Raw genomic sequence first — 14801 nt, 5'->3', positions numbered from 1 at the left:
CAGCTTTGGGTTTACAATAGAGGTATGATAAACCTATTAGAGATTTTTGAGATATTGAAAGCAGATGACAACCTTGTCACTCTCGCTCCTAGCTGGGCTGACACCAGTTTTACCAAACTCAGCTACGACAGCCGTCAGGTCGATGCAGATACCCTCTTTTTCGTCAAGGGTGCTGGCTTTGCCCCTGTTTATCTGGAGCAGGCTGTTCAAGCTGGTCTGACCTATTATGTGGCAGAAAAAACCTACGATGTTGCCTGCTCTGCTATTGTCGTCAAAGACGTCAAACGCGCCATGAGCCTGATCGCTATGCGCTTTTACGACAACCCTCAAGATAAGCTGAAACTGTTGGGCTTTACGGGCACTAAGGGCAAGACCACTGCTGCCTACTTTGCCTACCATATCTTGCGCCAAAGCCACAAACCCGCCCTGCTGTCAACCATGAGCACAACCCTAGACGGCGAGACCTTTTTCAAGTCCCAGCTGACCACGCCAGAGAGTTTGGACCTCTTTGCCATGATGGCTGAAGCGGTCCAAAACGGTCGCTCCCACCTCATCATGGAGGTGTCCAGCCAAGCCTATCTGACCAAGCGGGTCTACGGACTAACCTTTGATGTTGGGGTCTTTCTCAACATCACGCCCGACCACATCAGCCCCATTGAGCACCCGAATTTTGAGGACTATTTTGCTCACAAGAGGCTCTTATTGGACAATAGCCGAGCGGTCATTGTCAACGCAGGCATGGACCATGCCACTGTAGTGCTCGAACAAGTAGCAGGTAAAGACCTTGACACCTACGGTAAGGGTTCTGATAACCGTGTCGTGACCTCATCTGCCTTTGACTTTACAGCGACAGGAAAATTAGCTGGACAGTACAGTATCCAACTGCTGGGGGATTTCAACCAAGACAATGCTATCGCTGCTGGATTAGCCTGTCTACGATTAGGGGCAAGCTTAACTGACATTAGGTTAGGCATCGCTCAAACCACCGTGCCAGGTCGGATGGAGATTCTAACTCAAACGAACGGTGCCAAGGTTTTTGTTGACTATGCTCACAACGGTGACAGCCTCGACAAGCTCATCAAGGTGGTAACGACTGCCCAAACAGGACAGGTCTTTCTCATTATCGGCTCGACAGGCAATAAGGCTGAAAGTCGCCGTGCCGATTTTGGACGCGTCATCAATCACTACCCTGAACTACAGATTATTTTAACGGCAGATGACCCCAACCGAGAAGATCCTTTTGCCATCTGCCAAGAAATCGCTGGTCACATTAACCGTCCTGTCACCATCGAAGTGGATCGTGAAGCAGCTATCCGACTTGCTCTCTCACAAACCAAAACCAGTCAGGATGCTGTTATCATCGCTGGCAAAGGCAGGGATGCCTACCAAATCATCAATGATCAAAAAGTCCCTTACCAAGGGGACTGGGAGATTGCCAATCAGAACTTGTAAGATAAAAAATCCGCCCAAGGGGACGGATTTTTTAAATTTATTTGACAGTTGCTGTGCTGGTGATCACTTCAACTGCTTTTTTCATCGCAACATCGTGCTTGAGCATCTCTGGTGAAAGGAGGCTACGCACTTGTTCAACTGGCATGTTGTATTCTGTTGCCAAATCGTTGATTTCTTTTTCGATTTCTTCATCAGTCGCCTCAAAGCCCTCTGCTTTAGCAATCGCTTCGATAACAAGATTTGTACGAGTACGTTTTTCAGCATCACCTTCAAATTGTTTGTGAAGGTCATCTTGTGTTGTTCCTGTCAACTGGAAGTACATGTCTGGTGAAATACCTTGGCGTTGCATGTTGCCCATAAACTCGTTCATGGCACGGTGAACTTCGTCGTGAACCATTTCTTCTGGGAGGTCAACGATTTCTGCATTAGCGACAGCGAGTTCGAGCGCAGCCCCTTCGACCGCATCGTCATAAGCAACAGCTTTTTCAGCTTCCAAATCTTTGCGATACTTCGCTTTTAAGTCGTCAAGAGTCTCAACATCTTCGTCGATGTCTTTTGCCAATTCATCATCAAGGGCAGGAACTTCTTTAGCTTTGACTTCATGGACAGTTGTGACAAAGAGGGCGTCTTTGCCAGCTAAATCTTCTGCCTGATAGTTTTCTGGGAAAGTCACGTTAACATTGACCGTCTCACCAGCCTTGCTACCAACCAACTGGTCTTCGAAGCCTGGGATAAATTGACCGCTACCAAGCTCTAGTGAGAAGTTCTCACCTTTACCACCGTCAAACTCAACACCATCAACAGAACCAACGAAGTCGATAACAACAGTGTCTCCGTCCTCAGCCGCACCGTCTTTAACGACCAATTCAGCCAAGTTTTGACGCGCACGCTCGATTTTAGCATCTACTTCTTCGTCAGTTACTTCTTTGGTTTCAGTGACGTCGACAGCCAAGTTTTTGTAGTCACCAAGTTTTACTTCTGGCTTCGTCACCACTTCAGCTGTGATGGTCCAGTCTTGACCTTTTTCCATAGAAGCGATATCGATTTTTGGTTGGGCAACCACGTCCAAACCAAGCTCCGCAACAGCAGCCTCATAAGCGCTAGGCAAGATGCTGTTAAGAGCTTCCTCGTAGAGAGCTTCTTCACCAAAACGTTGGTTGAAGACGGCACGTGGAATGTTTCCTTTACGGAAACCTGGGGCGTTAAGATTTTTCTTGATTTTATTGAACGCCTTGTCAAGAGCTGGCTTGATTTGCTCCTGACCGATGGTGAAAGTGATCACACCACGGTTGGTTGTTTTGTTTTCAAATGTTGCAGACATGCTGTCACACTCCTTAAAAAATAATATACAGCCTATTTTACCATATTTTAGGCAAATGTGGAACTATTTTTACTGGTTAGAAGAATTTTTTCGTCAGTCCTTATGAGCTGTTAACAGGACTATCCGAACAATAAACCTATAACCATGCAAAATTTCTTACATTTCATCTGGTGCTTCAACACCGAGCAAGGCGAGGGCTTGCTTAAGCACGATAGCGGTTGCATAGCTGAGCGCTAGGCGGCTATCTCGTTCTGGGCTATCGTCCAAAATCCGAGTGTGGGCATAGTACTTGTTAAAGCTCTGAGCGAGATTGATTGCAAACTTAGCAATGACGTCAGGCGTTAGCTTATCAGCTGCCCGTGTGATGGTGGCTGGAAATTCCTGCAAGAGTTTGATAATCTCCCAAGCATCCGCATCATCTAAGCTGTAAGAAGCTCCTGCTGCTGGTTGAAAATCAGCCTTTCTCAGGATTGATTGAATCCGAGCATGGGCATACTGAACATAGGGACCCGTTTCTCCTTCAAAAGATACCATGGCTTCTAAATCAAAATCATAACCATTGTTACGGTCAGTTTTGAGATCGTAGAACTTGATTGCACCGACACCAACAGCATGAGCCACAGCATCTTTGTTGGCCAGATGAGGGTTTTTCGCCTCAATCTGCGCCTTAGCTCGGCTGACAGCTTCTGCGATGGTTGGCTCAAGCAAAATCACGTTGCCCTTACGGGTCGAGAGCTTCTGACCACCCTTGGTCACCAAACCAAAGGACACATGCTCAACATCCTGGTGCCAAGCATAACCCATTTCATTAAGCACAGCTTTGAGCTGCTTGAAGTGGGCAGACTGCTCCTGACCGACCACATAGATGCTCTTAGCAAAATCGTAGGTGCGCTTGCGGTAAAACGCCGCTGCCAAGTCACGGGTGATGTAAAGCGTAGCACCATCTGATTTTTTAATCAAGGCAGGGTGTTCGATGCTGTACTTGGTCAAATCGACTACCTGAGCACCATTTGAGAGCTGCAATAAGCCCTTGCTTTCCAGCAGGTCAACCACTTCGTCCATCTTGTCATTGTAAAAGGCTTCACCATTGAGGCTATCAAATTGAACCCCCAGTTCCGCATAGATACGGTTGAACTCCACCAAACTCTCATCGCGGAACCATTGCCAGAGTTCGAGCGCTTCTTGGTCGCCGTTTTCCAGTTTGAGGAACCAGTCCCGACCTTCTTGGTCAAGACTAGGGTCAGCCTTGGCCTCATCGTTGATCCGAACGTAAAGTTTTAGCAACTCGGCAATCGGGTTCGCTTTCACTGCTTCTTCATTGCCCCATTTTTTATAAGCCACAATGAGCAGACCAAACTGCTTGCCCCAGTCACCGAGGTGGTTGATACGGACAGTTTTGTAACCAATTTTTTGGAAAATCTTAGCCAAACTATCCCCGATAACGGTCGAGCGTAGATGTCCGATAGAAAATGGCTTAGCGATGTTGGGACTAGATAAGTCAATCGCGACGGTCTGTCCTGCCCCAATAGCCTGGTCACCATAACGTTCACCCGCTGCGATGACCTCTGACAACACTTCTGCTGAAATCTGTCGTTTATCCAAGAAAAAGTTAAGGTATGGACCAACTGCTTCAACCTTATCAAACTGTGTCTTGTCAATCTGCTCGGCGATGTCGCTGGCAATAGCCTGCGGTGCCTGACGAAGAGCCTTAGCCAAACTGAAGGTCGGAAAGGCCAAGTCTCCCATACTCGCATGCTTTGGTTTTTCTAAGAGGTTAGCGATGGCCTGCTCGTCCAACTGGTCAATATGCTTGGCCAGCTCTTGAGCGATGAGTTGTTTTGCAGTCATAATCTGTCTCCAAAAATTATTTTTCCTTTTATTTTACCACAAAATAAAGCTAAGGCAAAGATGAAAAAGGCTGAAAAAAATCGTGATTTTTGCTATACTGGAAAAAATGAACTGACGGAGGTGACCATGTCTAAAGAAAAAATTTCCCCTGGTATGCAACAGTATTTAGACATCAAGGCTCAATACCCTGATGCCTTTTTACTCTTTCGCATGGGGGATTTCTATGAACTTTTCTACGAGGATGCTGTCAAGGCTGCTCAACTCTTAGAACTCAACTTGACCAGCCGCAACAAAAATGCTGAACATCCTATTCCCATGGCTGGCGTGCCCCATCATTCTGCCCAGCAGTACATTGATGTCTTGATTGATTTAGGGTATAAGGTAGCCATAGCCGAGCAGTTAGAAGACCCTAAGTCTGCTGTTGGTGTGGTCAAAAGAGATGTCGTTCAGGTCATCACCCCAGGCACGGCGGTTGATATGACCAAGCCAGACGCCGCCAATAACTTCCTTGTTGCCATCGATCGGCTTGCAGGCAAATTCGGGCTGGCTTATATGGACGTTTCTACTGGCGAATTTTTTGCAACCCAGCTCAGTGATTTTACGGCAATCTGCAGCGAAATCCAAACCTTGAGAGCTAGAGAAGTCGTTATCGGCTATGATTTGTCAAACACAGAAGAGCAACTGCTGACCAAGCAACTCAATCTCCTCCTGTCAGAGGAAAAAACAGAGGGCACAGCCGATCATTTATTAGACCAGCAATTATCAGCTGTTGAACGCTCTGCTGCGGGCAAGTTGCTCCAATACCTCCAAAATACCCAAAAACGGGAACTCACGCACCTGCAACCTCTTGTGCATTACGAAACAAAAGACTATCTCCAGATGAGTTACGCGACCAAGACCAGCCTTGACCTGCTGGAAAACAGTCGGACACATAAGAAACAAGGGAGCTTATTTTGGCTCTTAGATGCCACCAAGACTGCCATGGGAACAAGGCTCTTGCGTGCATGGATAGACCGTCCCCTGATTAACTTGACTGCTATCACCAATCGGCAAGAGATTATCCAGACCTTCTTAGATGACTTTATCACGCGTCATGATCTAACCGACAGTTTCCGTGGGGTTTATGATATTGAGCGACTGGCTAGTCGAGTCTCTTTTGGCAAGGCCAACCCTCGTGACCTGCTACAGCTGGGACAGACCCTGGCTCAGGTGCCCTATATCCGTGCAATTCTGACAAGCTTTGGGGCTTCTTGTCTGGAAGACTTGGTGACACGTCTAGACAGCCTGCCAGAGTTAGAAAGCCTCATCAGCTCTGCTATTGACCCTGACGCCCCCAATACGATAACCGAAGGCAACATCATCAAAACAGGCTTTGACGAGCAACTGGATCGCTACCGCAAGGTCATCCGCGAAGGGACTGGATGGATTGCAGACATTGAAGCCAAAGAACGCGCCAACTCAGGTATTAGCAACCTAAAAATCGATTATAATCGCAAAGATGGCTATTACTTCCATGTGACCAACTCACAGCTCAGCCATGTTCCAGACCATTTTTACCGTAAGGCGACCCTGAAAAATTCCGAACGCTTCGGTACAGCAGAACTTGCCAAAATCGAGGGTGAGATGCTGGAAGCCAGAGAGCAGTCTGCCAGCCTGGAGTACGATATTTTCATGCGTATCAGGCAGCAAGTCGAGACCTACATTGGGCGTTTGCAGAGCCTGGCCAAAACCTTAGCCGAGGTTGATGTGCTTCAAAGCCTTGCGACTGTGGCAGAAACCAATCACTACATCAGACCGACCTTTAACCAAGAGGCTCGCATTGCCATCATTGACGGTCGACATGCCGTCGTTGAGAAAGTCATGGGCAAGCAGGTTTATGTGCCAAATTCGATTCACCTTGACCAGACCACAGCCATTCAGCTCATCACGGGACCCAATATGGCAGGTAAGTCTACCTATATGAGGCAGCTAGCGCTCACTGTCATTATGGCGCAAATGGGAGCTTATGTCGCAGCTGAGAGCTGTGACCTGCCACTCTTTGACGCTATTTTCACACGTATTGGTGCTTCTGATGACTTGATTTCAGGGCAATCGACCTTTATGGTGGAAATGATGGAAGCCAATCAAGCCATCAGGCGTGCCAGTGACCGGTCACTCATTCTCTTTGACGAACTCGGTCGAGGCACGGCTACCTATGATGGCATGGCGCTAGCGCAATCCATCATCGAACATCTTCATGACCATATCGGTGCAAAGACCCTCTTTGCCACTCACTATCACGAGCTCACCAGTCTAGCCGACACCCTGCCTCACCTCGTCAACGTTCACGTGACTACTCTGGAAAAAGACGGCGAGGTGACCTTTCTCCATAAAATCGCAGACGGTCCTGCCGACAAGTCCTACGGTATACACGTTGCCAAAATCGCTGGACTCCCGACCAGTCTCCTATCTCGGGCGGAGAGGGTCCTTCATGACTTGGAGACGGCTTCGCCTGCGCTATCGGACAATAGCCGAGCAGACAAACACGGTACCAGAGAGCAGAAAGAGACCACTGGGCAATTAGACCTCTTTGAGCAAGGACATGATTCTCTAATCGAAGCCAAGCTCAAAAACATGGATGTCATGACCATGACCCCTATGGAAGCCATGAATGCTCTCTATGAACTCAAAAACTTACTATAAGCCACAAGCTACGACAACAAAAGGAGACAAGATGAAAAAATTAGATAGACGCTTACGTTACACCCTCAATGCCCTCTGGCTGGCAGCAGGAATCTGTATCGGCAGTCTCATTTCTGCTCTCAGACATGGGGAGAATTGGATAAAAAGTGCCCTCCTTCTTCTGACCGTCAGCGCGATGATTTATTCTTGGGAAAGCGTCTCGACCTTAATCAAAGATAAACTCGTCCCTGCTGAAGAGGAAAGGTTTGGGAAGTAAACCTATCCACTTCGCTACCTGTACAAAACCTTGATATTAGTTAGACGTTAAGCTATCCTGACTTTCTTGTCAATCGATTTTTTGCCACTTTTGTGATAAAATAAAGATAGATAATATGCAAGCGATAACATTTCTGGCACATTTTCAAGGAGGTTATAGGATGAAAAAAATTCTAAATCAAGCAGTACTGCAACTATTTTTCGTTGACTTAGTTGTCGTCAGCGCTCTCTATTACAAAGAACAATTTTCCTTACAGGCGACCTTGTTTTACGGATTTTTTCTCTTTTTATTTCATGGCGTCATCGTGATAAGATCTCTGTACAACAAATTTTATGATGAATTTTATGACGACTACAGCAAAAAATAAACAAAATCGAGGCTGCTTGCTCCTCGATTTTTTGCGTTGAAACTAGGAGATGGACTATCACACATGATCTGCGTCATCTTTTTTGACTACCGAAAGCTAATGGAAACAAGCCGTGCAGCAGTCAAACCATCACTGCTGTCGTCAATCAAAGTGGTAACCCTTATGGTTAAGATAAAATAAGCAACTTTCTGTATGCACTATGGTACAATAAACCTATGACACATTATGACACAATCGTTATTGGCGGAGGATCTGCTGGCATGATGGCCGCCATTTCCTCCAGCTACTACGGACAGAAGACATTACTGGTTGATAAAAACAGAAAACTTGGCAAGAAACTCTCTGGCACAGGCGGCGGTCGGTGCAACGTGACCAACAACGGAACCTTAGAAGACCTCATCGCAGGCATTCCAGGCAACGGGCGCTTCTTGTACAGTGTTTTCTCCCAGTTTGACAACCATGATTTGATTCGCTTTTTTGAGGACAATGGGGTCAAACTCAAGGAGGAAGACCATGGTCGCATGTTCCCAGTCACGGACAAATCCAAGACCATCATTGATTGCTTGGTTGGAAAAATCGCAGAGCTGGGCGGACAGGTGCGAACCCAGTTTGAGGTCGTCTCGGTGAAAAAAAGTGATGGCACCTTTCAGGTCAAATCAGCAGATGAGCAACTGACCTGTGATCGCCTTATCGTCGCAACAGGGGGCAAATCCTATCCTTCAACAGGCTCAACAGGCTTTGGCCATGACATCGCTAGGCACTTCAAGCTAGCAGTCACAGCGCTCGAGGCGGCTGAAAGCCCCTTACTCACAGACTTTCCCCACAAGGCCTTGCAAGGTATCTCCTTGGACGAGGTGACCTTATCCTACGGCAAACACGTCATCACCCACGATTTGCTCTTTACTCATTTTGGCCTGTCGGGACCTGCTGCTCTGCGCCTATCCTCCTTTGTTAAGGGAGGTGAGACCATTTATTTGGATGTTTTACCTGACCATAGCCGATCTGAGCTTGAGACCTATCTGGAGCGCGAGCGTGAAAAATCCCTGAAAAATGCCCTGAAATCCCTCCTGCCAGAACGGATGGCGGACTTTATCGCTCAGCCATTTTCTGAAAAGGTCAAACAGTTAACGCACAAAGAGCGCGAGGAACTGCTCAATCGTCTCAAACACCTGCCTATCCCTGTTACAGGCAAGATGAGCCTAGCCAAGTCCTTTGTGACCAAGGGCGGCGTTGACCTGAGAGAAATTAACCCCAAGACCCTAGAGAGCAAACAGGTGCCTGGGCTTCATTTTGTCGGTGAGGTGCTGGATATCAACGCCCACACGGGCGGCTTTAACATCACTGCAGCCCTCTGCGGTGGCTGGGTGGCTGGCAGTTTACACTTTTAGACTGAACAAAAAGCGTCGACTGACGCTTTTTACTTTCCATTCTTTTTCCGCACGACTTATGACTTAAAAACTTCCCAGAAAGGCAGACAAATTTTCAAAACTGTGCAAGTACCAAGGCAGCCAGACCCCTTGTCCCTTGTTATAGAGATAACCCAAAACTAGACCACTCATGGCATGAGGAAGAACACTGAACAGCTCTGCTCAACTCAGCTGATGCATGTGAATCATTCCGAATAACAAGGCCTGAACACTTAGCGATAGAGCATAGGGCATGACTTTCTGACACCACCCAAAAATAATATGGCGATAAACCACTTCTTCGACAAAGGGACCCAATACCCCTAACACTAATAAAATCAAAACTTTTGGAAACCGATTCAGGACCTGCGTTATTGCCGTATCATTTTGCAACTGATAGCCACTTAATCCAAATAGGCTCAGCAAGGTGTCACTCAGCAACACACCGAGCGTGCCCAATAAAACCACAGCAACATAAGCACCTAGCAACCACCACAGGATTTTCCAGCCCAGTGAGGTCACTTTTTGGAAAGACTGCCTTAACTCTTGCCGAAAGAGATAGGCCGCAAGGAACGCTAAGACGCCATAAGACGCGAAGATATGGACACCATGCGGAAAAATGGCACTCAGAAGTTTTCCCTTGATGAGAAACAGATAGAGCAGCAGGTAGCCAATAGGAACGAGAGAGCGGTTATGAGACATAGGTCACCTCTTTTGTTTAGTGTGATAAATCTCCGACCAAACGTAAAAGAGTAGAAGCCCGAACAGCGTTAGAGAAAAGAGTGGCATGCCCTTGATAGCAACCAAACTCCCCAACAAGAGAATTGATAAGAGCGTCAGGTACCGCCAGAGATGCCGACGAGTTGGCTGAGCTAACGGCAACGCGTCCTTAGCCAGACCTAGCAGTTCATCTACCGAAATACCATAAAATGCTGACAAGCGAGCCAAATTATCGCTATCCGGTACTGTCCGATCTTTTTCCCAATTGATGATGGTCTGACGAGACAGCAACAGCAGTTGGGCTAATTGGTCTTGGGTATAGCCCTTTTCTTGTCGTAGAGACTTCAAACGCTCCCCGATGGTCATTGATTTATCCTCCCTAAAGGTAACAGATTAAGCGCGCCATGCCTAGTCAAGATCTGTTGACATGAGCCTGTTTGCTGTGTTAAAGGTCTTGAACATGCTGTTGCTAGCACCTTCAAGTTGACAAGTCTGTCAACCTAATATTTCCCTAACTCACGTAAGCTGGTGTGGTTTTCCTGAATGCGGCGGAACATTTTTTCCATGTCTGACTTGCTAAAGTTGACAAGGACAGGACGACCGTGAGGGCAGTTGTAAGGATTGTCACATTGGGCGAGCTGTACCAGCAAGTCCCGTGCGGAGTAGTCGTCTAGCTTGTGATTGGCCTTGATGCTGCGTTTGCAGGACATCATGATGGCCAATTCTGCTCGGTACTGCTTGATGGAGACCTGATTGGTCAACAGCAGCATGTCACACATTTCATAGACGCCGCTTTCGATTTCCTCTTCCTTCATCCAGATAGGGTGCTCACGTAGGATAAAGGTGTTCTGTCCGTAAGGCTCGAGGTTGACGCCAACTTCCTGTAGTAGCTCTGCCTTTGCCTGCAAGGTCAAAAAATCACTGGATGAAAACTCAAAGAGATAAGGGACTAAGAGCTGCTGGAGCGAGCTGTCAACTTCGGCAATCTTGTCCCGATAATACTCGTACTTCACTCGCTCCTGAGCGGCGTGCTGGTCGATGATGTAGAGCCCGCCTTGCCCTTGTGCAAAGAGGTAGGTCCCGTGCATCTGCCCGAAATACTCCAACTCTGGAAAGCTCGACCGTTCCTCCTGCTCCAAGTTAGCCACCAAGCGCGACAGTTTCTTGCGATCCGCCTGCCAGCCATGTTCCCCGTCCTCTAGATTAACTGCCTCCCTCTGGGCAAACTGCACACTGGCTGGTCTTTGCTCAGTTTCTGGGCAAATAGCAGAGCTAGCCGTCGGACCAGGGCTGTCAACCATCTTGACAAGATTGTCAACCTGCTCCTCAACCACCACTGATTGGGGCTGATCTTTGAGGAAAAAGTCCTGCTTTTCTGTGTCATAGTAGAGGTTGGTCTGCTTGAAACTGAGACTGGTTTGAACCGGCTTTTCAGCTCGTTTAACACTGGATTTAGCTAGATTTTCCAAGGCATCTGGAATCAAGGTTTGCTCTTTCAGACTAGCTACGATAGCTTGCTTAAGCAGTGCCATCAGCTCTTTTTCCTTAGAAATCCGCACCTCCTGCTTGGTCGGATGGACATTGACATCCGCCAAATAAGGATCAATCTGAATGTCAATCACTGCAATCGGAAATCGTCCCACCATCAGCTTGCTCCCGTAGCCATCTAAAATTGCACGACTGAGCAAAAAGTTCTTGATATAGCGCCCATTGATCAGCAAGGTGATGTAGTTGCGATTGGCACGCGTTAACTCCGGCAGACTGACATAGCCCGACACTTCAAAATCCAAGTCACTGGCTGAAATCTCAATCATCTTGCGTGCTGTTCCCAGACCGTAGATGCCAGCGATGGCTTGGCGTAGGTCGCCTGTCCCAGCAGTCTTGGTCAACTCACGCCCATCACTGATTAGGGTAAAGGCCACTTCTGGGTGTCCCAGACTGAGGCGGTTAACCACATCGATGACGCTTGAGGTCTCTGCCTGTAAACTTTTCAGGTATTTGAGCCTGGCAGGGGTGTTGAAAAAGAGATTTTCCACCGTGATTTGCGTGCCAACAGGACGAGAAATAATCTCTTGTTGCTCAATAACACCACCATTGGCCACCAGTTTAAGACCGTGCTCTGCTTCTGCGGACTGGGTTTCGATGGTCATCAGACTGACTGAGGCAATCGAGGGCATGGCTTCACCCCGAAACCCTAGTGTTCGGATACGAAAGAGGTCGCCTTGGTTTTTGATTTTACTGGTGGCATGTCGACGTAAACTCAAAGGTACATCTTCTGGCACCATTCCTTCTCCGTTGTCAGTTATCTGGATCAGTTTGAGCCCGCCCTCTTCAATGGTGATAGTAATTTGACTGCTGCCTGCATCAATAGCATTTTCAACCAGCTCTTTAACCACACTAGCTGGGCGCTCAACCACCTCACCTGCAGCAATTTGGTTGGCTAGGACTTCTGGTAATTCAATAATTTTTGACATAAATTTCTCTCTTTGTCTGTTCTTAATTTCATTATATCACAAACGGCGCTCATCACAAAAAGACATCAGCATCGCTGATGTCCTGATGAGACACTGCCTGCTCTGACAGGTCAAACGGTTTGTGTTATGCTGTTACTCGGTGCTGATGTAGGACAAGAGAGCATCAGCTGTGGTGGTCGGTAAAATTCGTACTCGGTTGAGGGTTAATAAGCCGTTAGACAGACTGGCTAGACCTTCATTTGTGGTTAGACCGAGTTTATAGCCTGCCTGACTAGCTACTGCTAGCGTGTCTTCGTTGTATCGCCCTGCTGGGTAGACAATGGTCGTGGTTTCCTGATGAAGCAGCTGATCGAGATAGGTCTTACTGTCTGTCAGCTCTGCTATTTGCCCATCAACCCCTGTAGCACTAAGATCTGGGTGCGTCACCGTGTGCCCCTCAAAGGTCATGCCTGCTGCTTGCATCTCCAAGAGCTGCGCTTCGGTAAGGTGCCCAGCCTGCTGTTCTTGCGTTAGCCCTGTGATAACGTTGTTGGTCGCTGTGGCCCCGTATTTTTGCAAAATGGGATAGGCTACGTCATGAAAGTCCCAGAGGCTATCATCAAAGGTCAGCCAAACCACTTCATTCGCTGGCAGAGCATTCTCGGTTAAGGCACGGTAGGCCTCAGCAGGTGTCAAAAAGTGATAACCAGCTTCCTTCAGCGCCTTAACGTGGCTCTCAAACACGTCAGGTGCTACAATCAGATTGGCGTTGTGCGCCTCCTCTGGTGCCATATCGTGAATGGCATGGTACATGAGGATAGGAATTTTGACAGGCTCCTGCTGCTTGATCCAGGTTGACGATACCTCTTGACGACTGGTTGACGTTGCTTCCCCTGTTTGGCTAACAGATGGCTGCTGAGCTATCGTTTGTGGTTCAGCTTGTTCAAAAAAGACTTGTTTGCCTAAAAAGCCTAAAACAAGTAGTAAGGCAACTATAGCTAGACATAAACTAGCAATCAAGCCAGATTGAGAGGACGACTTCCGTGAACGACGTTGCATGATACACTCCTTTTTCTATTTATTATAGCATACACTCCCTAGATAAAACAAACAACCCACTAGAGAACTAGCAGGTCGTTTGCGGAGATTTATGAAAAAGTTTTAGGAATGGAATAATTATACCCACAGAACCTTAAAGAAAACTTAAACAACCTAATAATAGTATCAAAAGCTAAAATAAGAAATAACTCAACAGTCCTACGCCTAACATGTCACTGATGGCATGAGCCCAGAAAAATGGGAAAAGATTTTTCTCTTTCATCCGAGTGTAGAGCAAATAGTAAATCGTTCCAAGCATGAAACCAATTGCCAAGGCGGAAATATTGCCTTGGTAGGTATGAAAGGCATAGCGAACAATCAGGGAATAAAAGAAAATTGGTTTACGGTGCTGGGATTCCACGCTCAAACACATCCCCAAAAAGAAAATCTCTTCGTAAAAACCATTTAACAAGGAATAAATCACTAAAGATAAGTCAATCGACTGAAGTTTTTCAATGAATGGGTGCATGGTTGAGGCACTATACTGAACGGCCTCACTGAACTGTGACAGCGCCTCTTCAGGTGGAAAAATACTGTAGGCCACCATAAAATAAAGGTCAAAAATGATAGCAACGCCGATAAAGAGTAAAATCCCCCAAAGAATGGATTTTAAGTTGATTTTAATAGGCCAACTTGAAAAATCAAATCTGCGCCACCAGAGGTACAAAAATGCTAACAATAGCAGAGGCACCTGCCCCCAAAAAGCAGCCCAGTTGACTGCACTGGTAAACTCTGGCAATTCCGCCGTCGCTGTGTTGTCTAAATTGATATAAGCCATCATGGAGTCCTGAATAAAACGGCCAAACATGATAAGGCTCAAAACAACCACATCCCACCACTTTAGATACTTCAGTGGCTCTTTTGGTCTCAGTGTGGTAAAGGTCATGTCAAACCTTCCTTTCTGTTGCATTTAATTTAGTGTCAACAATAGAAATCAGTTGAAAACACCGTATAACATCATCAGTTTAATCTTTTTCCCTAAAATTTTCCTAAAATAAGGTGTAAGGAGAATAGTCAAAACCTCTGCTGCACGACTGACAGCAGAGGTTGGTGAAAGAATTTAGGCAACGATAGCTTTAGCAACTTCTTCTGTCGTCATGCGTGAGAAGTAGTGGCTCGTGTCGATGGTTTGGAGTTTGGCCAAGACATCCGCATACTCGTAGCGGGTGCCAACCAGCAACTCTTCGATATCGCTGAC

Annotated in this window: 12 protein-coding genes and 1 pseudogene; 5 read left to right on the top strand and 8 right to left on the bottom strand. The window is 47.0% G+C overall.

The features are described from left to right. The first annotated feature begins 24 nt into the window (after window positions 1–24). A complete protein-coding gene (locus ACERC7_RS04845; protein WP_373666290.1) occupies window positions 25–1452 on the top strand; it encodes a UDP-N-acetylmuramoyl-L-alanyl-D-glutamate--L-lysine ligase in 1428 nt (475 codons plus the stop codon). Window positions 1453–1489: 37 nt separating this feature from the next. Here ACERC7_RS04845 and tig read toward each other — a convergent pair whose 3' ends face one another. Further along, window positions 1490–2773, bottom strand: coding sequence for a trigger factor (gene tig / locus ACERC7_RS04840; protein WP_373666289.1), 1284 nt, complete (start codon window positions 2771–2773; stop codon window positions 1490–1492). A gap of 156 nt (window positions 2774–2929) precedes the next feature. Beyond that, entirely contained in the window at window positions 2930–4621 is a 1692-nt protein-coding gene (argS, locus tag ACERC7_RS04835) for an arginine--tRNA ligase (RefSeq protein ID WP_373666288.1), read from the bottom strand. A 126-nt stretch (window positions 4622–4747) separates the two neighbouring features. Between argS and mutS the strand changes: the two genes are divergently transcribed. The 4 genes from mutS to ACERC7_RS04815 all read left to right on the top strand — a co-directional run bounded on the left by mutS (window position 4748) and on the right by ACERC7_RS04815 (window position 9314). Further along, window positions 4748–7303, top strand: coding sequence for a DNA mismatch repair protein MutS (gene mutS, locus ACERC7_RS04830; protein ID WP_373666309.1), 2556 nt, complete (start codon window positions 4748–4750; stop codon window positions 7301–7303). 31 nt (window positions 7304–7334) lie between these two features. Further along, window positions 7335–7559: a hypothetical protein gene (locus ACERC7_RS04825; RefSeq protein WP_373666287.1), complete on the top strand. Its 225-nt coding sequence runs from the start codon at window positions 7335–7337 to the stop codon at window positions 7557–7559. Window positions 7560–7719: 160 nt separating this feature from the next. Continuing rightward, complete coding sequence (locus ACERC7_RS04820) at window positions 7720–7926, top strand: hypothetical protein (protein ID WP_018368899.1); 207 nt, start codon at window positions 7720–7722, stop codon at window positions 7924–7926. Between the two features lie 215 nt (window positions 7927–8141). Further along, window positions 8142–9314, top strand: coding sequence for an NAD(P)/FAD-dependent oxidoreductase (locus tag ACERC7_RS04815; protein WP_373666286.1), 1173 nt, complete (start codon window positions 8142–8144; stop codon window positions 9312–9314). 63 nt (window positions 9315–9377) lie between these two features. On the opposite strand, the pseudogene ACERC7_RS04810 reads toward ACERC7_RS04815, so the two are convergent. From ACERC7_RS04810 to ACERC7_RS04785, 6 genes and pseudogenes are all read right to left on the bottom strand, one after another. Next, window positions 9378–10034 (bottom strand): annotated as a pseudogene (locus tag ACERC7_RS04810) (lysostaphin resistance A-like protein). Between the two features lie 3 nt (window positions 10035–10037). After that, entirely contained in the window at window positions 10038–10418 is a 381-nt protein-coding gene (locus ACERC7_RS04805; protein WP_373658329.1) for a helix-turn-helix domain-containing protein, read from the bottom strand. A gap of 134 nt (window positions 10419–10552) precedes the next feature. After that, window positions 10553–12526: a DNA mismatch repair endonuclease MutL gene (mutL, locus tag ACERC7_RS04800; RefSeq protein WP_373666285.1), complete on the bottom strand. Its 1974-nt coding sequence runs from the start codon at window positions 12524–12526 to the stop codon at window positions 10553–10555. Window positions 12527–12658: 132 nt separating this feature from the next. Next, window positions 12659–13564 carry a polysaccharide deacetylase family protein gene (locus tag ACERC7_RS04795; RefSeq protein ID WP_373666284.1) on the bottom strand — a complete coding sequence of 302 codons (906 nt, stop codon included), beginning with the start codon at window positions 13562–13564 and terminating at the stop codon, window positions 12659–12661. Window positions 13565–13736: 172 nt separating this feature from the next. Next, window positions 13737–14489: a type II CAAX prenyl endopeptidase Rce1 family protein gene (locus tag ACERC7_RS04790; RefSeq protein ID WP_373666282.1), complete on the bottom strand. Its 753-nt coding sequence runs from the start codon at window positions 14487–14489 to the stop codon at window positions 13737–13739. Between the two features lie 174 nt (window positions 14490–14663). Next, a partial coding sequence (locus ACERC7_RS04785; RefSeq protein WP_373666308.1) for a lipoate protein ligase C-terminal domain-containing protein occupies window positions 14664–14801 on the bottom strand: 138 nt, incomplete at its 5' end.

The organism is Streptococcus sp. E17BB (assembly GCF_041807725.1).
In the GTDB taxonomy this organism is placed as follows: Bacteria; Bacillota; Bacilli; order Lactobacillales; family Streptococcaceae; genus Streptococcus; species Streptococcus entericus.
The sequence above is the reverse complement of the archived record's forward strand: the minus strand, read 5'-3'. Positions and strand labels throughout refer to the sequence as shown.

Bases quoted from the DNA above. Each gene is read 5' to 3' on its own strand.
- ACERC7_RS04845 (WP_373666290.1), top strand. From the start codon at position 25: ATGATAAACCTATTAGAGATTTTTGAGATATTGAAAGCAGATGACAAC.
- tig (WP_373666289.1), bottom strand. From the start codon at position 2,773: ATGTCTGCAACATTTGAAAACAAAACAACCAACCGTGGTGTGATCACT.
- argS (WP_373666288.1), bottom strand. From the start codon at position 4,621: ATGACTGCAAAACAACTCATCGCTCAAGAGCTGGCCAAGCATATTGAC.
- mutS (WP_373666309.1), top strand. From the start codon at position 4,748: ATGTCTAAAGAAAAAATTTCCCCTGGTATGCAACAGTATTTAGACATC.
- ACERC7_RS04825 (WP_373666287.1), top strand. From the start codon at position 7,335: ATGAAAAAATTAGATAGACGCTTACGTTACACCCTCAATGCCCTCTGG.
- ACERC7_RS04820 (WP_018368899.1), top strand. From the start codon at position 7,720: ATGAAAAAAATTCTAAATCAAGCAGTACTGCAACTATTTTTCGTTGAC.
- ACERC7_RS04815 (WP_373666286.1), top strand. From the start codon at position 8,142: ATGACACATTATGACACAATCGTTATTGGCGGAGGATCTGCTGGCATG.
- ACERC7_RS04805 (WP_373658329.1), bottom strand. From the start codon at position 10,418: ATGACCATCGGGGAGCGTTTGAAGTCTCTACGACAAGAAAAGGGCTAT.
- mutL (WP_373666285.1), bottom strand. From the start codon at position 12,526: ATGTCAAAAATTATTGAATTACCAGAAGTCCTAGCCAACCAAATTGCT.
- ACERC7_RS04795 (WP_373666284.1), bottom strand. From the start codon at position 13,564: ATGCAACGTCGTTCACGGAAGTCGTCCTCTCAATCTGGCTTGATTGCT.
- ACERC7_RS04790 (WP_373666282.1), bottom strand. From the start codon at position 14,489: ATGACCTTTACCACACTGAGACCAAAAGAGCCACTGAAGTATCTAAAG.